Raw genomic sequence first — 20,885 nt, 5'->3', positions numbered from 1 at the left:
CTGCCTTGATGTTAGGTTTAAGAAACCTGAACAGGAATAGCGTCACTTGTGTGACTTACGGCATTACCCTCTGCCATGTAGATAAGTGCAGGTTTATGCTTTAAGCGTTCTTCTTCAGAATAGTTAGCGTAAGCACAAATAATTACCCTGTCTCCAACACTGGCTAAGTGAGCGGCAGCACCATTAACTGAGATGATTCCACTGCCTTCTTCACCACGAATAATATAAGTAGTAAAGCGCTTACCATTTTCAAGGTTATAAATTTGAATTTGTTCGTACTCATGCATGCCAGCCATATCTAATAGGTTACCATCTATGGCACAGGAGCCTTCATACTCAAGAACCGCATGGGTAACGCGAGCTTGGTGGAGTTTGGCTTTCAGTAAAATGGTTTGCATTGCTTTGTCTTACCTCTTTTAATTAATTGCTGTCACGCTGAACAATCAGGTTATCTATAAGGCGAGTCTTGCCTAACCTAGCAGCTATAAGAATGACCCAAGTGTTAGCAGTCAAGCTGGCTGGGCTTAGATCAAGATTACGAATTTCAACATACTCTGGTGCAAAACCTTGTTCTGCTAGGCGGGCTCGTGCCTGGTGGTTAAGCTCATTGAAGTGAGTGTTACCAGCGGCTAGCTCTTTCGCGGCTTCTTTTAATGTTGCATAAAGCGTTGGTGCTTTAGCTAGCTGTTCAGGGGTTAGGTAATTATTACGTGAAGACAGCGCTAACCCTTCTGGTGTTCTATGAGTGGGTACATCAATTATTTTAATTGCAAAAGACAAGTCTTCAACCAACTTACGAATGACACTTAACTGTTGGTAGTCTTTTTGTCCAAAACAGGCAACATCTGGCTGCACAAAGTTGAACAGCTTAGTAACAATAGTTGCTACGCCATCAAAGTGACCAGGACGTTTTTGCCCGCATAAACCTTCACTTACCCCAGGAACAACAACACGGGTTTGGTTTTCTTGTCCATTGGGGTAAACCACTTCTACGCTTGGAGTAAAGAGTAGGTCACAACCAGCACTAGCCAGTTTGGTTTGGTCTTCTGCAAGCGTACGTGGATAGCTTTCGTAATCTTCATCAGGGTTAAACTGTAGAGGGTTAACAAAAATGCTGGCTACAATAAAATCAGCATGACGCTTAGCTTCTTCAACTAGACGCAAGTGGCCTTGGTGTAGATTGCCCATGGTTGGAACTAAAGCAATTTTTTTACCTTGAGCACGGCAAGCCGCTAATTCTTCACGTAATTGGCTAATTTCAACCAGGGTTTTTAGAGGTGCTTTCATTTGAAACAATGTTCCTCAGCAGGAAATTCACCTGATTTTACTTCTTTATGGTAGGCAGCTAAAGCTTCAGGAATTGAACTGGCTTCTAGCATAAAGTTTTTCACAAATTTTGCGGTTTTGCCCACCGTTATACCTAGCATATCGTGCAATACTAAAACCTGACCATCAGTTTTAGGGCCTGCACCTATACCTATAACTGGGCATTTCACTGCTCGAGTAACAGCTTCACCTATGTGGGTGGGTACGCATTCTAAAAGAAGCAGAGAAGCACCAGCAGCTTCTAGCTTAATAGCTGCATCTATTAAAGCTTGACCAGCATCGCCACGGCCTTGAACTTTATAGCCACCTAGCTGGTTAACTGTTTGAGGTGTAAGCCCTAAGTGTGCGCACACAGGTATTCCACGCTGGCTTAGTTGAGTTATCCCTTCGGCTAGCCAAGCATCGCCCTCTATTTTAACTAGGTGAGCACCTGCACGCATAAGGCTTGCAGAGTTTTCCAGTAGAGTAGCTAGGCTTGAATCTGACATAAAAGGTAGATCAGCCATGATAAGAGCGTGTTGATTACCGCGCTTGACTGCCTGAGTGTGATAGGCAATGTCTTCAACAGTTACTGGCAATGTTGAGTCATGGCCTTGTAAAACCATGCCTAAAGAGTCTCCAACAAGCATTACCTCAACGCCTGCTTCATTGATGCGAGTAGAGAAGGTGGAGTCGTAACAGGTGAGTACGCTGAATTTTTCACCCGCTTCTTTTAATTCTCTCAGGGTGTTGATGGTAACAGTTTTCATGGACTGCTCCCTTTGCAGGATAGGTAATGGATAAAGTTGGATACTACATTATAGCGATTATATAGGGGATAAAAAATTAATTGTTACCCCTCGTAACCTAAAAGTCAAAAACTTGTGCAGGCTTTTGCTTCTAAGGGTAACACTTCACTGCAAGCTGTTTGGCCAAGTTGTTGAATTAATTGCTTAACCGAGCCTAGATTAGGTAGGTACAAATTTTCATTTAATTCCGCCAAAGGACAGAGTACAAATGCGCGTTCAGCAATACCTGGGTGAGGTAGTGTTAACTTCTCACTATTTAAGACTTGCTCATCGTATAACAAAATATCTAAATCAAGTGTTCTTGGTCCCCAGTGCTGCTCTCTTTTACGCTGGTGTAAAGCTTCAATCGCTTGCAGGCTGTGTAAGAGTGCTAGCGGCTCTAGCTCTGTTGAAATTTCAGCCACTGCATTAATAAAGTCAGGCTGGTCTTGTGGGCCTAAAGGTTTGCTTTTCCAAAGCTTTGATGCTTTTAAAAGTTGTGTTTTAGGAAGCTTTGCTAGCTCTAAAAATGCATCTGAAACTTGTTTGCTAGGGTTCTCTAGGTTGCTACCTAAACCTATCCAAGCGTTAGCCATTAGTAACTACCTTTAATTAGCGGTTAGTCGTTGTTGGTTTACGACGTCTTGGTTTACGTCGTTTGCTGCCAGATTTTTTTGTTGATGCAGGACCTAAAGAGGCAGTTAGCTTATGCTGCTCGCTTTCATCTGCTTCTTGAAAAGCAGTCCACCAAGCTGCTGCCCCTTCAGTTGGCTCGCCAGCAATTTCTCGTAATAGTAAAAAATCATAAGCAGCACGAAAGCGCGGCATTTGAATAAGTGCCCAAGCGCGTTTGCCATGGCGCAATGGCAGCTTTAACTGTAGGTCCCAAATTTCACGCATGGGGAAAGCAAAACGCTTGGGTATAGTAATGTGTTGATTCTGCCTTTGCAGCAGCCGGTTACCAGCTTGTTGCATGGCTGGAAAAGCAGGAACGCCATTATTTTGTAAGTCATTAAAAATTTGTTTTAAGCCTGGCCAGAGTAAAACGGCATATAGAAAAGCAGGTGTAACAGGGCGGCCTTCATAAATACGTTGATCTGTATTTTTCATTGCCTGCTCAAGTATTTTTAAGGCTAGAGGATCAGTTTTGAGCGCCTCATGGGTGGAAGGAAACAAAAATGCAAAAAGCCCATAGTCTATTAGTAAATGTAAGGTGGTTAAGGCTTGACCTGCCAGCAAAAGTTTTAGTACTTCATCAAACATGCGCGCTGGTGCTACTTGAAGTAGAAGATTGGCTTGCTCGCGTATAGGTGCTTCAGTCGCTGCTTCTAGTGTGAAGTTAAGCTTGGCAGCAAAACGTATGGCTCTAAGCATACGAACAGGATCTTCACGGTAGCGTGTAACTGGGTCACCAATTAAACGCAGGCGCCTATTCTTTAGGTCTTCTAAGCCACCCGTATAGTCATGAATAGAAAAATCTTTAATGCTGTAATAAAGCGCGTTAACTGTGAAATCTCGCCTTAGAGCATCTTCTTCAATTGACCCCCAAACATTATCGCGTAGAAGCATACCTTCATCGGTTTGCTTAATACGCTTGTCGGTGGCTTCTTCAGTTTTACCTCTAAAGGTGGTCACCTCAATTATTTCTCGACCAAACCTAACGTGAACTATTCTAAAGCGTCTACCTATCATTCGAGAGTTACGAAATAGTTCGGTCACTTGCTCAGGGGTTGCATCGGTTGCTACATCAAAGTCTTTAGGGTTTTTACCTAAAAGACGATCGCGGATTGAACCGCCCACTAAATAAGCTTGATAGCCACCTTTATGTAAACGATAGAGCACCTTGATTGCACCTTCGTGTATCTCGCTACGAGAGATAGGATGCTCTGAACGTGGTAGTTTTTTAAATTGTGGTTTGCTGCTTAGGTTTGGCTTATTCATACGGCTTTTGATGTAACTGCTAATTCCTTTAATCATTTTGATCCAAGGTAAAAAGAAAGATGAGGCAGTTTAACCGACCTGTGGGGTGGGGCAAAGGAAGAAAGGCTTAAATAGACAAAAGAAAAAGGGGAAGGCGTAAACGCCTTCCCCTTATTAGTCGATTAATGCTTACGAGTCCCTTCGTTTATCTAGGATGAAAATTCTAGATCGCTCTGAATACGCATCACAGTCGCCAACTAACAGATGCTTTTGTTTTTATTCTTCTGCCTTGGCAGACCATCTCGTATTCAAAACAATTTAGCCTCAGCTTGGACTTTTTCCCGGGTGTTTATTGTTTTTATTCACCCTTTGTATGCACTTGATATTATTTTTATTTTTATCAATTTTGCATCAGTTTTCGCTGAAGACCGGTGACCTTAGCTTTTATTGTTGTTGTTTGCTCTTAAAGCCGCTTCGCCTTTTTTTATTTTTGTGTTGGCTAGTGTGGCGGTCGTTCACCAGGCTTCCTATTTGTTTTTGTTTTTTGGAAGCCGGTTCGGTCAGACTCAGGTTTGTTTTTGTTTTTTCTGAGCGGCTGACGCCGGTGTTCTTGTTATTCTTACTAAGTATATAGCGGGATATGTGCCAAGTTTTAATAACTCTATTAAAAACAATAGCTTAGGTTTTTGTGGGGTGTTTTAGGGCTGGTTGAATTAAAAAGTGTTACCCAGTTTTAGAGCTTTATATGGCAGTTTGGGTGTAACGGTAACACTTGTTTTTTTATCGTGAAGCACTGGTTTTACGTCTAGGAATACCTAGTTTTTGACGCCTTTCCCATAAACACTTTCTAGAAATGCCTAGTTTTTTAGCTAACTGTGTTTCACTCATTTGATCTTCATTTTCTTCTACAAAGCGCACAAAGTAGTCTTCTAGTGAAAGGTCATCTAGAGGTAAATGCGCTGGGTTAGACGTATCATCAGCCGTTGGTACTTCAAGGGCCTCAGTTACAGGTTGATTATTGCTCGTTTTGAGAGAGGTGGTGAAGTTGGCTTTTTTGGGTTGCTGAATAGCTTGAGGTAACTCTAAATCCTCAGCATGAATGAGGGTGTCGTCTGCTAAAATAACGGCACGCTCTACCCTGTTTTCTAATTCACGCACATTACCCGGCCAAGAATAAGCTAAGAGTGCACTCATAGCAGATTTTGAAAAGCGAGAGGTAGGTTTACCTAGGCGTTCACAGCAGGATTTAAGCAAGCTTCCGGCAATTAGCAAAATGTCATCTTCACGCTCTGCTAAACAGGGTAGCTCCAGTTCAATAACATTCAAACGGTAGTAAAGATCGAGTCTAAATTTTCCTTGGTCGACTAGGGTTTTAATATTACGGTGGGTTGCAGCTATAAGACGTATATCAACCTTTCTAGATTCTACTGAGCCTAATCTTCTAATTTCGCCTTCTTGTAAAACTCTGAGCAGTCTAGCCTGAGCCTCAAGAGGTAGTTCGCCTATTTCATCAAGAAACAAGCTTCCTCCGTCGGCAGCCTCAACCAAACCATTGCGACTAGTATTGGCACCAGTAAAAGCTCCTTTTTCATGCCCAAAAAGTTCCGACTCAATTAATGTTTCAGGTATGGCTGCACAGTTAACGCTAATTATGGGTGATTTATGGCGAGGGCTTAAATTATGCAGTGCTTTAGCCACCAGTTCTTTACCCGTACCAGACTCACCAAGAATAAGAACCCGTGTATTGAATGGAGCAATTTTTTTTATTTGCTGAAAGACAGCTTGCATTGCTTGGCTTTCACCCAGCATACCTTGTAAACCATCTGCGGAGCTTTCTACTTCTGAGTTAGCAGAGGGTGAATTTTCAGGTGTTTGCTGTCGTCTGTGCTGGTTGAGAATATGATTAACTGCAGAAAGCATCTCATCATGATCAAAAGGTTTTGCTATGTAGTCAACAGCACCTTGTTTCATAGCATCAACAGCTGAGCGTAAGCTGGCATAGCTAGTCATAATTAACACAGGAATGTCTTGGTTAATTAATGCTGTTCCTTCTTCACCTGGTAGGCGAAGGTCACTAATAATTAAATCAAAAGGTTGTTCAGCTAGTAATTGGCGTGCTTCAGCAACAGTGCCTGCTTCAGCAATCTGAAAACCATTGCGCTCTAGTAGTCGTCTTAGAGCAGAACGAATAATCCCTTCATCTTCAACAATCAGTACTTTACTCATGGTTGGTTGATGACTCCTGATAAGTTAGCTCACTACTTGTAGGTATAGGTAGTGGAAAGCGGCAGCGAAAACAGCTGCCACTTAGAAATTCTGGACTAGGGCTAAGTGCCTGTATTTGTCCATCATGCTCTTCGACAATACTATAAACTAGCGCTAGTCCCAAGCCAGTGCCCTCACCAACTTGCTTAGTTGTATAAAAAGGCTCAAATAAATGCTCTAGGTGCTGTGGGGATATACCGTCACCGTTATCGTGAATTTCTAGAATAACTTCCTGCCCTTTTTGTTGACCCATGCACAATACCTTGCCTCCATCTACGGTTGCATCACGAGCGTTAGCTATAAGGTTCACAAAAATCTGCACTAGACGTTGAGCATCACCCATTACATAAAGGTCTTCTGGGCAAAGGTTGGTATAAATTCGGTTGGCACCCTTATGACTAAGCGAAATTAAGTTAATGGCTTCTTGTAGAGCACCATGTAAATTAACCTGTTCAAACTTTAAGCTATCACTTGGTCTACCAGCATGAGCAAAATTAACTAATGACTGAACGATGCTGGTAATACGATGGGTTTGTTCTAGTATTTGCTGGCTGGTTTCTCTAACTATTTCAGGCTCTTCAGCATCGTAATGTAGATTTTGTGCTAAGGAAGAAATACCCGTCACAGGGTTGCCAATTTCATGAGCGACTCCCGCTGCTAAACGACCAATAGATGCAAGACGTTCATTATGCAAGAGTTCGTCTTCAAGCAGCTTTAAGTTACTTTGATCTTCTACTAATAAAATAGTGCCGCCCATCAAGGCTGCAGGGTTATCTTGCTTTGTTTTATGCAAACTTAACCAGGCAGTGCTACCGTCGGTGTTTTTTAAAGGTTGGCGATAAACCGGATTAGTAGAACCTTCAAGAAAGTTATTTAAAAGTTGGCTCCAAGGCTCTGGAAGGTGGCGAACTCTAGAGCCAATAACCTGATCACTGCTTATACCGGTTAAGCCTTCCATTGCTCTATTCCACATTAAAACCTCCTGATCATTACCCAGCGCACAAATACCTACGGGTAAATACATCAGTGTTTGACGGTGGTGGCGGCGCAGTTTATCTAACTCTTTTGCCATACCCGTTAGACGAGAGCGGTAGTCTTCTAGGTGGCGTTCAATATAGTGGATGTCATTATCTGAAGGTTTTTCTTGGCGTTGCCAAGGCAAATAACGGTCAACTAGCTCTTGGGCAACTGCTGAGCCCATTAGCCCAGATAGGTTGGCTTGAATTTGATCTCGCAAGCGCCTTAGGGTGTAAGGACGAACATCTAATGGGTTAATACTTAATTCATTTATTGCCCTAGTTACTTCTCTTTGTGCAGTTTCTATACCCAAAGGAATGCTTAAAAGTCTAACTAGGTCTTCAACATTCCTAGCTTTTAACTGTAAGCGCTTAGGAAAGAATAAGGCATTTTGGGAGCAGGCAAGTGCCCCAGCTTTCTCTTCTTCACTAATTTTAGTTAGCAGAGAAATAAGAATAAATAAGCCAATGTTAGCTGTGGTCGCATAGACAGTAATTGAGTACCAGTCATCTATACCTTTCAGTTGAAAAGTTAGGCCCTGTACAGTCAGTTGATGAATGTTGAACAAAAGTGGAAAGCCTAAGCCAAGAATTAACACTATAAAGCCAGCCAACAAACCTGCTAATAAACCTTTACGGTTAGCTATAGGCCAAAACAATAGTGCTAAAGCACCGGGTAAAAATTGCAAGGTGACTATAAAAGCAGATAAGCCAAGAGTAGCTAGGTCATGTTCAACACTAACAATCAAATAAACCAGGTAGGCAACAAAGATTAAAGAGCCAATAAGCAAGCGGCGCATGCGTATCAGCCAAAAATAAATATCGAAGTCAGCAGGGGGCTGATAAACCGCAAGTACCAGGTGGTTAAGTACCATGGGTGCCAGTGCGAGAGTCATAACAATAATGGTGCCACTAGCTGCCGCTAAACCAATAATAAAAGATAGAAGCCCCCAATAACCACCTAGGGAAAGGGTTGCATACTCAACGGGTAAGCTACTTCCTAGTGCTTGGTGAGCCCAATAAATAATAGGCACAGGTATAGCTAGCAGTAATAAGAAGATAGGTAGCATCCAGCTGGATTGCATCATAGCTTCTTCTGAAGGGTTTTCTGTGAAAATAATATGAAAAATATGCGGCATGGTGAGTGCGGTTGCAGAAAAAACAAGCAACAGAGTGCGCCACTGGTTACTTTCTAGGGGCTCTTGTGCGGCATTGAGTGTGGCGCTGTTATTTGTTAGCCAAACTTCTAAGCCATCGAAACCACCGAAGACGCTATATAGCGTTGCTGCGCCTAAAACTAAAAAAGCTACCAGCTTAACTAAAGATTCAAAGGCAATCGCAAAGAGCAGGCTTTCGTGTCTTTCTCTTAAAGAGATGTGCCTTGCACCAAACAAAATAGCAAAAAGTGTAATGACAGCACAGAATACAAAAGCTAAATGATAGGGCGAAGACTCGTTAGTGAGTAGGTAAATAACATCGCCGATAGCTTGAATTTGTAAAGCTAAAAGCGGCATGCTTCCAAATAGTAAGCCTAGGGTTACAACTACACCTACCCAGCGGCTTCGATACCTAAAAGCAAATAGGTCTGCAAGCGATGAAAGTTGATAGGTGCGAGCCAGCCTAAGTAAAGGTGAAAGCAAGAGAGGAGCGAGTACAAAAATACCTGCTATGCCTAAATAGTAGGTTAGGTATCCATAACCGTATTGATGAGCTAAGCCAAAAGAACCATAAAAAGCCCAAGCACTAGCATAAACTCCCAGCGCTAGAACATAAACTAAAGGGTGCTTAACTACTTTTTTGGGTAACCAGTTTTTTTCAACTATCCAAGCACAAGCAAACAGTAGAGAGAGGTAGCCAACACCTAAGCCAAATATTTGGGTCAGAGTAAAGCTCATATTACTCTAGCAGCTCAAGTCGGCGCTTTTGCTCTAGCCAAAGCGTAGCTGCGATAAGTCCAGCCCAAAAAACAAAGGGTTTATACCAGTCACTACTGCCCCAGGGTTGAAGTAACCAAGGTGAGAAAAAATAACCTAGGGTGACTAGCAATAAGATAAGGCGGTAGGCATACATGCTGGTAATTCTGCTCGCTAGTGTGAAATTACTTTAACTTGAAAGAAAACCCAGCAGGGCGCTGGGTTAAACAGGAGCATTGCTTAAGCTTTAGCCACCGATTTGCTTTTCTTTAATTTCAGCTAAACTTTTACAGTCAACACACATGGTTGCTGTTGGGCGAGCTTCTAGGCGACGAATACCTATTTCTATACCGCAAGCTTCACAATAACCATAGTCATCTTCTTCAATGCTTGTCAGTGTTTCATTAATTTTTTTAATTAACTTTCGCTCTCTATCTCTAGTTCTAAGCTCTAAGCTAAATTCTTCTTCTTGAGTTGCACGATCGGCAGGGTCTGCAAAGTTAGAAGCTTCTTCTTTTAAGTTTTTAACTGTACGGTCAACCTCCTCCATTAAATCTTGTTTCCAGTCTTGCAAAATTTTACGAAAGTGGTCTAGCTGATTGTTGCTCATATACTCCTCACCAGACGTTTCTTGGTAAGGTGTAAAGCTTTGGTTATTATTCATATCTTGCTTACTCTCTGGCATAGCCTTGCCTCGTGGCGTAATAGTCGTCCTGTATTCGGTAGCTACCGAGCGAAAAGACTAGATTATTTAATGCAATTCTTAGCTAATTGCAAGGATCATACCTAAATTTTTAGCAGGGGTAACGCTAGCATTAGCCTAAAGTAGGTCTAAATCACAAAAAAATTTAAAAAACGAAAGTATTTAGTCCTCTAAACGTAAGTAGTCACGAATTAGCTTTACTAGCATTTGGCTTGCTGCAGGTGCATCCGTATCCACAGTAACAGCACGGTTTAATTCTTCTGTTGTTAAAGGGTCATGATTTGCAAGCTGGTGCTCAAGTACTAATAGGTCGGCCTCAGCAACTTTTTCTCCTTCTTGAATGCGCTTGGTTAAACGGCGACGTAAGGTAGCTTCATCAGCTGTTAAGGAAATAATTAAAGATGGTAGCCCAAGGCTTTCTGCTACTGCATGTAACTGGTCACGCTGGCTTTTCTTTAGGTTAGTGGCATCGAGGGTGACAGGAAAGCATGAGCGTAGAACACTGTTGGCGAGTTTAGATAAACGGTTATAGGTTTGTTCTGTTGCCTCAGCAGTATAAATGCCTCCAGTCAATTCTGTTGATTGACTGCTTTCTTCAGGTTTTAAACCAAAAATACGCTTACGCTCTACATCGGATCGAATGCGGATGCCACCTAACTCTCTTACAACACCAGTAGTTAAAGTGCTTTTACCACTGCCAGAAAAACCGTGGGTAATGAGTAGATAGGGTGAGTGAAAGTCCGTATAGCTTTCTGCTAGATCGGTGTAGCTACGGTATTGGCGCATAACCGTAGCCTTATCTTCTTCATCTAAGCCGGGTTGAGCTAAGCGGAAGAGGTTTACTTTGGCTCTGACTAAAGCACGGTAAACCTTGTAGAAACAAAGTAGCTCTAACCCTTCGTAATCACCTGTTTGTTCTAGGTAGTGGTTCAGAGTCACCTGAGCCATTTTTTTCAGGCCACGGTCTTCTAAATCCATAATTAAAAAGGCTAGGTCACTAATAACGTCGCACCAGCGAAAAGCATCGTTAAACTCAATGCAGTCAAAGGCAACGACTTTACCCTGCCAAAGCGTAGTGTTTCCCAGGTGTAGGTCACCATGACACTCGCGTACAAAGCCATCGGCTAAACGCTGGGCAAAAGTATTTTCAAAGCGTGAAAACGTATCTTTAGACCAGTCTTCAAGTAGCTTGAGTTGCTTTAAACTTGCTTCATCGTCGAGTAAATCACGAATTTGATCAAAATTTTGCTGTGCTGGAAACCAAATGGCTTCTGGCGTACCAAGATTATTAGGGGGTAAGCCAGGCGCTAACTTATGGTGAAATTCAGCCAATTCTTCAGCTAGTTGCAAAAGGTGTTCTTCTTTAAGTTCACCACGCTGTTGCAAGGCGTTTAAAAGTTGCGAATCATCGAAGCGACGCATTTTTAATAGGTATTCAAACGGAGCAGAAGCATCATCAAAACTAGGTGCTTCAGCACTGCCCGATAAAGGTAAAACATTAAGGTAAAAATCGGGTGCTAAACGCTGGTTAAGCTTTAACTCTAACTCACAGAAATGCTTGCGCTGCTCGAGAGAGGAATAGTCTAAAAAACCAAAGTTAACGGGTTTTTTAAGTTTGTACGCAAACTCGCCTGCTAAGAAAACCCAAGATATATGCGTTTCTCTAACCAGTACCTCATCAACAGGGTGTGGGTAACTTGTTGGGTTTTTTAATGCTTGGACTAATGCCTCGTTCACGAGCAGCTCCTTGGTGAAATGAATTTATTTTAAGCTAGCAAAAGCTTGCTCTGCTGCATTTAAAGTTGCTTCCAGTTCTTCTTCTTGGTGAGCGGAAGAAATAAAGCCTGCTTCATAAGCGGATGGTGCTAAATAAACACCCTCTTTAAGCATGGCATGAAAGAAGGCATTGAACCGCTCTAGGTTGCATGCAGTCGCATCAGCAAAGTTATTAACGGCCGATTGCTCAGTAAAAAACAAGCCAAACATACCGCCTGCTTGTTGTGTAACAAAAGGTATGCCAGCAGCCTTAGCTCTTTCTTCTAAGCCTTGGCAGAGGCGCTTGGCATAGCTGCTTAACTGTTTATGGAAATCAGCCTGACTGACTTTTTTAAGTAGTGCTAATCCTGCAGCCATAGCTAAGGGATTACCAGACAATGTACCCGCTTGGTAAACAGGCCCTAGTGGGGAGAGCTTATCCATAAATTCAGCCTTGCCACCAAAAGCACCTACTGGAAAACCACCGCCAACTATTTTACCTAAGGTGGTTAAGTCCGGGTCCACTTTATAGTGTTCTTGTGCGCCACCTAAGGCAACTCGAAAACCTGTCATTACTTCATCAAAAATTAATAATGCGCCGCTCTCTGTACACACCTCACGTAAGGCTTCTAAAAAACCTGCTTGGGGTGGAATGCAGTTCATATTCCCTGCTACTGGTTCAACAATAATGCAAGCAATTTGGTCGCCTAACTCTTTAAAGCAAGCGCGTACACCCTCAATGTCATTAAATGTGAGAGTTAATGTGTGTTGTGCAAGGTCTGCAGGTACACCCGGGGAGGTAGGCACACCAAAAGTTAGTGCGCCAGAACCTGCTTTCACAAGTAAGGAGTCGCTATGACCATGGTAGCAACCTTCAAATTTTACAATTTTATCTCGACCTGTGTAACCTCTTGCTAAGCGAATAGCGCTCATGGTTGCTTCAGTACCTGAGTTCACCATGCGTACTTTTTGCATAGAGGGTACTAGCTTACAAAGCACTTCAGCCATTTCAGTTTCTAGCTCAGTAGGTGCACCATAAGATAAACCTAAATCTAAACGGCTACGCACTACATCTAAAATATCTTTATCAGCATGACCCGTAATCATCGGCCCCCAAGAGCCAATGTAATCTATATAGCGTTGGTCATCTTCATCAACTAGGTATGCACCTTCAGCCTTTTTTATAAATAAAGGTGTTCCACCAACGCCTTTAAAGGCACGGACAGGTGAGTTAACGCCACCTGGAATAAATTCTTGCGCACGTTTAAACAGATCTGCTGAGCGTGTCATAATTGGCCTCATAAGAAGTAAAAGAAAGAGTGGGTTCGAAAATATTGCGATAAGTCTCTACTGCGGTTTTGGGGCAGGGTTGAGCAAAAATACCTGCTACGACTGCAACCATGCTCGCCCCCGCCTTAGCTAAACTTGGAAGGTGCTCTGGCTGTATGCCACCTATAGCTACGAGCGGTAAGTTAAACTGGCTAGCAACTTTTAAAATATCTAAACAGGCTGATGGAGCTTGGGGCTTGGTTAAAGAAGGAAAAAAACGACCAAAAGCAAGGTAGCTAGCACCCGATTGAGCAGCTAGAGAAGCTAGCTCAATGCTGTTATGGCAAGTGCTACCAATAATGGCCTTTTTACCTAATAACTCACGTGCATCAATAAGATTGGAGTCGCTTTGACCTAGGTGAACACCTGCGGCATTAGCTGCTTTAGCAAGTTCTGGGTCATCATTAATAATCAGTTGGCAATTGTAGCTAAGGCACAGGTCTGCTAAAAGACGGGCTTGGCGCAATGCTTTACTAGGGTCTGCTGTTTTATCACGGTATTGCAGGAGTTTTAGGCCACCACGCATTGCAGACTCAGCAGCTGTTTGTAGCTGAGTATCGTCAGCTAGTAGGTCTGCATCAGTTATTGCATAAATGCCTCGTAATGCTTGTTGATTAGGCATGATTATCTTCTCGAATTCTAAGGGGTAGTAACTGACCTTCGGTAAGCTTGAGTGCTTTGTCTAAACTCTGCCAAGTGTAGTCTTGCGCTTTAACAGAGGCTTGCGGGAGTGCTTCTCCACGGGCAAGCAAGGCAGCAACAGCCGAAGCAAGTGTGCAGCCTGAACCATGAAACTCACCTTCTAAACGTTGCCAACGGTTTACTAAGGGCTCGTTAGTTGAATTGGTAAAAAGCAAGTTTCTGACAGTGTGCGTTTGTTTATGAACACCGGTCACTAAGACGGCTTTGCAGCCAAGCTTAATGAGTTCTTGAGCTTGGCTTTCAACGGTTTCTTTGTTTGGAACTAGCTGCTCTAGCTCTTGCAGGTTAGGTGTAATAAGGGTGGCGTAGGGTAGAATTTCTTCTTTTAGATGCCCTATTAAACTGTCGCTTGTGAAGCTGGTGCCGCTGGTGCTAGCCAGTACTGGATCAATAACCAAAGATGTTTGAGGGTAGCGTTTAATTAGTTTTGCAACTAACTCTTGCACCTCTAAACTACCCAAGACACCCAGCTTTATGGCTGCAGGTGTGAAGTCAGCAAGTAACACTTCTAACTGTAGCTGAAGTGCTTCAATGGGCTGGTAAGTAATTTGTTTTACTTGTTGGGTGTTTTGAGCCGTTAAACAGGAAATCAAAGTGATAGGCCAAGCACCTAAGCCTAAAATAGCTTGAGCATCTGCAATTATGCCAGCTCCACTTGAAGGGTCGTGCCCGCCAATAGCAAGTACAGGTGGATGTTTTTTTTGAAAATTAGGGTGAACCCCAAGTTTGATCATAGTTCAAACGTCCAATGCTTTACCAAGGCTTGATAATCGCCAGGAGCACAACAAAAATAAGTATAAAGACGGGTAGTTCGTTAAAAACACGATACCAAGTTTCACTTTGCTTATTATTATCTAAAGCCAAGCTGCGTTGCAGGATACCACACCAAAAATGGTAAATTAGCAATAAGACGATTAAACCTAGTTTAATCTGCAACCAAGTTTGAGCTAAGTAGCCCGCAAAGTTCAAGCTAAGTAAGCCAGTACCTAGCAAGAGCACGGCGACCATGGAGGGATTCATTATACCTCTGTAAAGTTTGCGCTCCATTGTTTTAAAGCGCTCTACTCCTTGTGTATCGCCTTCCTTTAAAGCCTGTGAGTGATAAACAAACAGTCTTGGAAGATAAAAAAGTGCAGCAAACCAAGTGACTACAGCAATCAGGTGGAAGGCTTTAAGCCATAAGTAAGTCATTAGTAATCCAAGCGAGTAAAAGAAAAGAAGGATACTCTAACATAGCTTCTAAAGGTAATAAGACGTATTTAGGTGGCATACTTAACAAGTGATTTTGTGTATTATTGATTACACGCCTAGAGTAAAAGACTAAGCAATAACGGTTAGGAGAGTAAAGTGATAAAAATAGGTATTGTTGGTGGTACAGGATACACAGGTGTTGAATTGCTGCGACTTCTAGCATCTCACCCGAATGCACAGGTTGAAGTTATAACTTCACGCTCTGAGGCAGGCGTTGGTGTTGCAGAAATGTACCCTAACTTACGAGGTCACTACTCTAACCTTTTCTTTACAGAGCCAGATGTTGCGCTTTTAGCCGCTTGCGATGTGGTTTTCTTTGCTACGCCTCACGGTGTTGCTCATGCGCTTGCGGGTGAATTATTAGATGCTGGCACAAGAGTAATCGATTTGTCTGCTGACTTTAGGTTAAACAATGCTGAGGAGTGGGCTGAGTGGTATGGCCAGCCGCATGGTGCTCCAGAGCTTTTAAAAGAATCTGTTTACGGTTTGCCAGAAATAGCTAGAGAAGAAATAAAAACTGCACGCTTAATTGCAGTACCAGGCTGCTACCCAACAGCAGTGGAACTTGGGCTGTTGCCTTTGTTTGAAAAAGGCCTAGTAGAAACCCAAGGGGTTATTGCTGACTGTAAAACAGGTGTGTCAGGTGCGGGTCGAGGGGCTAAAGTTCCATCGCTCTTTTGTGAGGCGGCAGAAAGCATCAAAGCCTATGCTGTCGGTAATCATCGACATCACCCAGAGATAACTCAAGAGTTAACCAAGGCTGCTGGTCAACCAGTAGGCTTAACATTTGTGCCGCATTTGTTACCTATGATACGTGGTATTCATGCAACGCTTTACGTGCGTTTGAATACGGCGAACCAAGGATTAACCGACGCAGAGTTACAAGAACTTTTTGAAATGCGCTACAAGAATGAGCCGTCTGTGGATATAATGCCGTGGAACTCTTGTCCAGAAACTCGTAGTGTGCGCGGGGCAAATGTGTGTAGAATCGGATTACACAGACCACAAGGCAGTGATTTAGTTATTGTTCTTGCAGTTATTGACAACTTGGTCAAAGGTGCCAGCGGACAGGCAATACAAAACATGAATATCATGTTTGGTCAGGATGAGCTGGCAGGGTTAACCTATGCAGGACTTATGCCCTAAGCTTTGTAGTTAACTAAGCAGTTGCGGATAAAAAAATGAATAAAGGACAGGGCGAACGCCTGGAGATCGTTGCTTATAACCCGGCCCGGCGTCTAATTACTCGTGTAATTGTTTTATGTTTGATGCTTGCACTGGCTGTTGGTGGTTATTATTTTGGGCAGTGGTCTATATGGCATGAGCGTGGTACAGCAGTTGTTGAGCGTAACGAACTTAGAATTACGGCACGCCAACAAGAAAAAGAATTGGTTGAGTTAAGACGTAGAGTGTTGGTCACTGAAAGTAGTAATGCTGTTGATAAGCAAGCCCAGCAAGAGGTACAGCAAACAGTGCTCAACTTAAATGCGCGAATTGCAAAATTAGAAAATGAGTTGCATTTTTATCAGCGAGTTATGGCACCTGAAAAAGCTGACCGTGGGCTTAGAATAGATAGATTTGATATTAAGCCAACAGAAGATGCTGGCGTATTTGATTATCAGTTAGTTATCACTCAAGTTACTGATAATAATTCATTTATTGAAGGGCGCGCCTTGGTTAGTTTGGTTGGGTCTCGTGGAAAAACCTTAAATGTTACCTTGCCACTAAAAGATGTTTCGCCTGAGGTTGATGAGCTAAGTGTTCGGTTTAGGTTTCGTTTCTTTCAAAACGTAGCAGGACAGATACACTTGCCAGAAGACTTCAAGCCAGAAAAAGTACAGGTAATTTTGCAATCAACTGGAAACAAAGCTATGCGCATCGAAACAGAATTTGACTGGATTAGCCAGGAGACCAAGTAAATGTTTGGGAATAAAACGCCACCGAGCAATAATTTCGACACTCTAATATCAGGTAAAGCAGAGATAGTTGGAGATATACACTTTTCTGGCGGTCTTCATATAGACGGTAAAGTTTATGGGAATATTATTGCTGATGATGAGTCTAAGGCAGTATTAAGAGTAAGTGACAAAGGCTTTGTCGAGGGTGAAGTATCTGTTCCTCATGTCATTGTTAACGGAACTATTGTAGGCGATGTTCATTCTTGTGAGCATTTAGAATTAGCTGCTAAAGCCGCTATCAAAGGGGATATTTTCTACAATACAGTAGAGATGGTTATGGGTTCTCAAGTTGATGGTCGCCTAGCACATCGCTACAAGAGTGGTAAGGGTAACGAAAGGGCAAAAATGCCTAAACAAGTGACCCGAGAAAAACCTAAAGGAACAGTTGATACAAATAAAGAAAGCAAAGCTAGTGTTGCTCCAAAGCTAGCAGCTTCTCCAGTGGCTGAGCCAAATCAGATAAATGTTCCTCCTAAGGATTTAGCTAAAAAGTAACAGCTACAGCTAGTTGCTAGCAATTGGCAACTAGCTGGTACTTGCATACTTGACTAGAGTGCTGGGTTAAGTCAAACTTTAACTCAGCATCTTGGAGTTAAATATATGACCTCTGCCGTAAGTTTTGTACCTCAAGCACTTCTCGCCACTCCTGCCGCAATTAAGAAAGTGCAAAGTCTAGTAGAAGAAGAATCTAATTCTGATTTGAGCCTTCGTGTCTATGTGACGGGTGGTGGTTGCTCAGGTTTTCAGTATGGTTTTGATTTCGATGATCAAATTCAGCCAGATGACACTGTTATTGATGAGCAGGGCGTTCGTTTTTTACTTGATGAACTTAGTTACCCTTATTTAAGTGGTTCAACTGTCGATTATGTTGAAGGGTTAGAAGGGGCAAGGTTTATTATCGTTAACCCTAATGCATCAACTACTTGTGGTTGTGGTTCCTCTTTCTCAGTGTAACTGACACAAAAGACTAGGCAGGATAAAATCCACCTAGCACTCTTTCGCCTAAAGCGCCTGTTACACTAGGAAGGTTGCCACTTTTATTTTGCACGTGTCGCCAAGCTAGCCAAGCAAAGGCAGCTGCTTCTACATCCTGAGGTGGAATACCTAGAACCTCAGTAGAAGCGATTTTTTGAGCAGGCGATAGTTTGCGAATCCTTTCTATTAAAAAACTGTTCTTCCAACCCCCGCCACAAATAAATATTTCAGCTTCGCTGTCAGGATCAAGTAACTGTATTTGATCAGTCAAAGAGGCAGCAGTAAGTTCAGTTAAAGTTCTAAGTACGTCCTGTGCATTCAATTGTTCTTTTGAGAAGCCTGAGAGAAGTTTAGTTAACCAGTTAGGGTTAAACTTTTCACGACCGGTACTTTTAGGTGCTGGCAAGGAAAAAAACTCATCTTCTAAGGCAGCTTCAAGTAATCTAGTTAGTAATTTTCCGCCTGAAGCATTTTGACCGCCTTCGTCAAAGGGTTGCTTCCAATGCAGCTGATGCCAGTAATCAAGCAGTAAATTAGCCGGCCCGGTATCAAAGCCAATTACATCTTGTTCTAAACTTTTAGGTAGGTAAGTCACATTAGCGATGCCGCCTAAATTCACAATAATCCTATCTTTGGCTAAAGACTGGAATACATTGCGGTGAAAAGCCGGCACCAAAGGTGCAGCCTGGCCACCCGCTGCTAAATCCCTTCGCCGAAAGTCAGCGATTATATTTTGTCCAGTTAGCTCTGCAAGTAGGCTAGGGTTGAGTAATTGTAAAGTATAACTGGGTGCTAAATTAGGCTGGTGTTCTAGCGTTTGTCCATGACAGCCCATGGCCTTAGGTTGGAGATTGTTTGGCAGGTTTGCTAAAAGCTGCAAAGCGCAATCAGCATAGAGCCGTGTTAATCCATCTTCTGCTTCAGCTAATTGTCTAAAGGTTAGGTTTTGTGAATGAGCTAAAAAAGTCAGTAGCTCTTTTAGCTTAATGGGTAGGTCTACCGAGCAGCGCTTGATTAGTTTTGGTTGGCTAAGGCTAAAATCAATTAATAGTGCGTCGACTGCATCTAGGCTGGTGCCTGACATCATGCCAACATAATGGCTGCTCATGAATTTTCCTTAGAGTTAATGTGAGAAGGTTAATTAGTTATTTCCTAGTGTTATACTTTGCCACAAATTTTTAGGCTGAACACGGCTAAGTATTAAAACCACCCTATTGATAAGTAAGGAAAAGTAATGGATAAGCAGCAAGAGGCATTAGAAGTTATTCGCCGTGGAACACACGAGATACTAGTTGAAGAAGAGCTAGTAAAAAAAATAGCAGAAAATCGCCCGCTAAGAGTAAAGGCTGGGTTTGATCCTACAGCTCCTGATTTACACCTAGGGCATACAGTATTAATAAATAAGTTACGCCAGCTTCAAGATCTAGGCCATACCGTGCTTTTTTTAATAGGTGACTTCACTGGCCGTATTGGTGATCCATCGGGTAAGAACGTAACCCGTAAGCCGCTAACTGAAGCAGAAGTAATGGAGAACGCACAAACCTATAAGGATCAAGTTTTTAAAGTGCTTGATCCAGTGAAAACGCAGGTAGTATTTAACTCAGAGTGGATGAGTAAAATGTCTGCCTCAGATTTAATTGGTTTGGCAGCACAGCAGACAGTAGCGCGTATGTTAGAGCGGGATGATTTTGAAAAGCGTTACAAGAGTAATCAGCCTATCGCTATACATGAGTTTCTTTATCCTCTAGTTCAAGGTTACGACTCAGTAGCAATGCAGGCAGATATAGAGCTAGGTGGTACCGATCAAAAATTCAACTTGTTAATGGGGCGAGAGCTTCAAAAGGGTCGGGGTCAGGAGCCACAAGTGGTTATTACTATGCCTTTACTAGAAGGATTGGACGGCGTGCAGAAAATGTCGAAATCCTTAGGCAACTATGTAGGTATAGATGAAGCGCCAGGTGTTATGTTTAATAAGCTAGTTTCTATGCCTGATAGCTTAATTTGGCGCTATTTTGAATTGCTATCTTTTAAGAGCTTGGCAGAAATCGACCAATTAAAGAAAGATGTAGAGCAAGGCGCCAATCCAAGAGACATTAAAATACTGCTAGCAAGAGAACTGATTGAGCGTTTTCACGGTGAAGAAGCAGCAGCCAATGCGCACAAGTCGGCGGGTAACCGTCTAGGAGAAGGTGAGTTACCAGAAGACTTGCTCGAAGTGGATGTTGATCTTGAAGGTGAGGCAGATTTACCAATCGCTGCAATCATTAATCGAGCAGGTTTAACTGCCAATGGGGCGCAGGCAAAAGACGCAGTAAAAAGAGGTGCGGTGAAGGTTGATCATCAGGTGGTAGATGAAGCCTTCCGTCTAGCAAAAGGCAGCGAGCAGGTTATTCAAGTAGGAAAGAAAAACTATGCAAAAGTACGCTTAGTATAATTTTGTAATATTTTTTCAAAAACCCCTTGCGTTTAAAAAGTTAGTGCCTATAATACGCCTCTCTTGTCAGGGAGTGCTTAGAAATAAGCAGTTAGAAAAGCTTTGGCAAGGGGTGTAAAGGATTGTTTTTAAAGGTATTTCTTTTAAAGAATTTAAAAACAAAGCTTGACGCTGGGGCGAAACGCTGTAGACTACGCTCCTCTGATTCAGCAGCTTGTTAGATTGATTAACTAGCTACTTTGAGTCACCGCTCTTTAAGAATGAAGCATCAGGAACATTCATGTGGGCGCTTGCGGGATGGCTTGTGATGAAGTCACAAGATATCAAGGCAAGCGCTTATAAGAAGCTTTACAGGTTTAGTTTACTAGACAGGTTGAGATTCAAGTATTCGTTTGAAACCTTGAGCCAAGATTAGTCACCTTAAGTGACACTATGATTTTAAACCGAAGAGTTTGATCATGGCTCAGATTGAACGCTGGCGGCAGGCCTAACACATGCAAGTCGAGCGGTAACAGGAGAAGCTTGCTTCTTGCTGACGAGCGGCGGACGGGTGAGTAATACTTGGGTATCT

The 20,885-nt window shown here is 42.6% G+C and carries 20 protein-coding genes and 1 rRNA gene; 6 read left to right on the top strand and 15 right to left on the bottom strand.

Features of this window, described 5'->3' with window-relative positions:
* Positions 1 to 17: 17 nt before the first annotated feature.
* The 14 genes from panD to hemJ form a co-directional block, all read right to left on the bottom strand.
* Positions 18 to 398 (bottom strand): aspartate 1-decarboxylase, encoded by a 381-nt coding sequence (gene panD, locus BP27_RS0105835; protein ID WP_027850754.1) that lies wholly within the window; start codon positions 396 to 398, stop codon positions 18 to 20.
* 22 nt (positions 399 to 420) lie between these two features.
* Positions 421 to 1,287: a pantoate--beta-alanine ligase gene (gene panC / locus BP27_RS0105830; RefSeq protein WP_027850753.1), complete on the bottom strand. Its 867-nt coding sequence runs from the start codon at positions 1,285 to 1,287 to the stop codon at positions 421 to 423.
* Entirely contained in the window at positions 1,284 to 2,075 is a 792-nt protein-coding gene (gene panB / locus BP27_RS0105825) for a 3-methyl-2-oxobutanoate hydroxymethyltransferase (protein ID WP_027850752.1), read from the bottom strand. Before panB ends, panC begins: the two co-directional genes overlap by 4 nt.
* Before the next feature lie 104 nt (positions 2,076 to 2,179).
* Positions 2,180 to 2,689 carry a 2-amino-4-hydroxy-6-hydroxymethyldihydropteridine diphosphokinase gene (folK, locus tag BP27_RS15385; RefSeq protein ID WP_051610380.1) on the bottom strand — a complete coding sequence of 170 codons (510 nt, stop codon included), beginning with the start codon at positions 2,687 to 2,689 and terminating at the stop codon, positions 2,180 to 2,182.
* 16 nt (positions 2,690 to 2,705) lie between these two features.
* Complete coding sequence (pcnB, locus tag BP27_RS0105815; protein ID WP_027850751.1) at positions 2,706 to 4,070, bottom strand: polynucleotide adenylyltransferase PcnB; 1,365 nt, start codon at positions 4,068 to 4,070, stop codon at positions 2,706 to 2,708.
* 723 nt (positions 4,071 to 4,793) lie between these two features.
* A complete protein-coding gene (locus tag BP27_RS0105810; RefSeq protein WP_027850750.1) occupies positions 4,794 to 6,239 on the bottom strand; it encodes a sigma-54-dependent transcriptional regulator in 1,446 nt (481 codons plus the stop codon).
* Positions 6,232 to 9,189, bottom strand: a complete 2,958-nt coding sequence (locus BP27_RS15380) for an ATP-binding protein (protein WP_051610378.1) — start codon at positions 9,187 to 9,189, stop codon at positions 6,232 to 6,234. Before BP27_RS15380 ends, BP27_RS0105810 begins: the two co-directional genes overlap by 8 nt.
* 1 nt (position 9,190) lies before the next feature.
* The gene (locus BP27_RS17290; RefSeq protein WP_027850749.1) at positions 9,191 to 9,364 is read right to left on the bottom strand and encodes a hypothetical protein; all 174 of its coding nucleotides are present in this window, start codon (positions 9,362 to 9,364) and stop codon (positions 9,191 to 9,193) included.
* Positions 9,365 to 9,454: 90 nt separating this feature from the next.
* Positions 9,455 to 9,892 carry an RNA polymerase-binding protein DksA gene (gene dksA, locus BP27_RS0105795; RefSeq protein ID WP_027850748.1) on the bottom strand — a complete coding sequence of 146 codons (438 nt, stop codon included), beginning with the start codon at positions 9,890 to 9,892 and terminating at the stop codon, positions 9,455 to 9,457.
* Positions 9,893 to 10,072: 180 nt separating this feature from the next.
* Positions 10,073 to 11,647 (bottom strand): bifunctional aminoglycoside phosphotransferase/ATP-binding protein, encoded by a 1,575-nt coding sequence (locus BP27_RS0105790; protein ID WP_027850747.1) that lies wholly within the window; start codon positions 11,645 to 11,647, stop codon positions 10,073 to 10,075.
* A 24-nt stretch (positions 11,648 to 11,671) separates the two neighbouring features.
* Positions 11,672 to 12,955 carry a glutamate-1-semialdehyde 2,1-aminomutase gene (gene hemL / locus BP27_RS0105785; protein WP_027850746.1) on the bottom strand — a complete coding sequence of 428 codons (1,284 nt, stop codon included), beginning with the start codon at positions 12,953 to 12,955 and terminating at the stop codon, positions 11,672 to 11,674.
* Positions 12,930 to 13,616 (bottom strand): thiamine phosphate synthase, encoded by a 687-nt coding sequence (gene thiE, locus BP27_RS15375; RefSeq protein ID WP_084324528.1) that lies wholly within the window; start codon positions 13,614 to 13,616, stop codon positions 12,930 to 12,932. The genes hemL and thiE overlap by 26 nt, the downstream gene beginning before the upstream one ends.
* Positions 13,609 to 14,430: a bifunctional hydroxymethylpyrimidine kinase/phosphomethylpyrimidine kinase gene (gene thiD, locus BP27_RS0105775; protein ID WP_051610376.1), complete on the bottom strand. Its 822-nt coding sequence runs from the start codon at positions 14,428 to 14,430 to the stop codon at positions 13,609 to 13,611. The genes thiE and thiD overlap by 8 nt, the downstream gene beginning before the upstream one ends.
* Before the next feature lie 19 nt (positions 14,431 to 14,449).
* On the bottom strand, positions 14,450 to 14,887 hold the full coding sequence (gene hemJ, locus BP27_RS0105770) for a protoporphyrinogen oxidase HemJ (protein ID WP_027850744.1): 438 nt from the start codon (positions 14,885 to 14,887) through the stop codon (positions 14,450 to 14,452).
* 156 nt (positions 14,888 to 15,043) lie between these two features.
* On the opposite strand from hemJ, the gene argC reads away from it, so the two are divergent.
* From argC to erpA, 4 genes are all read left to right on the top strand, one after another.
* The gene (gene argC, locus BP27_RS0105765) at positions 15,044 to 16,093 is read left to right on the top strand and encodes an N-acetyl-gamma-glutamyl-phosphate reductase (RefSeq protein ID WP_027850743.1); all 1,050 of its coding nucleotides are present in this window, start codon (positions 15,044 to 15,046) and stop codon (positions 16,091 to 16,093) included.
* A 35-nt stretch (positions 16,094 to 16,128) separates the two neighbouring features.
* On the top strand, positions 16,129 to 16,866 hold the full coding sequence (locus tag BP27_RS15370) for a DUF6776 family protein (RefSeq protein WP_051610374.1): 738 nt from the start codon (positions 16,129 to 16,131) through the stop codon (positions 16,864 to 16,866).
* Positions 16,867 to 17,400 (top strand): bactofilin family protein, encoded by a 534-nt coding sequence (locus BP27_RS15365; RefSeq protein WP_084324527.1) that lies wholly within the window; start codon positions 16,867 to 16,869, stop codon positions 17,398 to 17,400.
* Between the two features lie 105 nt (positions 17,401 to 17,505).
* Complete coding sequence (erpA, locus tag BP27_RS0105750) at positions 17,506 to 17,859, top strand: iron-sulfur cluster insertion protein ErpA (protein WP_027850742.1); 354 nt, start codon at positions 17,506 to 17,508, stop codon at positions 17,857 to 17,859.
* A gap of 13 nt (positions 17,860 to 17,872) precedes the next feature.
* On the opposite strand, the gene BP27_RS0105745 is transcribed toward erpA, so the two are convergent.
* Positions 17,873 to 18,988, bottom strand: a complete 1,116-nt coding sequence (locus tag BP27_RS0105745; RefSeq protein WP_027850741.1) for an anhydro-N-acetylmuramic acid kinase — start codon at positions 18,986 to 18,988, stop codon at positions 17,873 to 17,875.
* Positions 18,989 to 19,114: 126 nt separating this feature from the next.
* On the opposite strand from BP27_RS0105745, the gene tyrS reads away from it, so the two are divergent.
* Positions 19,115 to 20,314: a tyrosine--tRNA ligase gene (gene tyrS, locus BP27_RS0105740; protein ID WP_027850740.1), complete on the top strand. Its 1,200-nt coding sequence runs from the start codon at positions 19,115 to 19,117 to the stop codon at positions 20,312 to 20,314.
* Positions 20,315 to 20,754: 440 nt separating this feature from the next.
* Positions 20,755 to 20,885: ribosomal RNA gene (locus BP27_RS0105730) — 16S ribosomal RNA — on the top strand; the annotation flags it as partial.

The organism is Marinospirillum insulare DSM 21763 (assembly GCF_000686905.1).
GTDB lineage: Bacteria > Pseudomonadota > Gammaproteobacteria > Pseudomonadales > Halomonadaceae > Marinospirillum > Marinospirillum insulare.
Note: the sequence above shows the minus strand (reverse complement) of the source record. Positions and strands in the feature narration are given on the sequence as shown.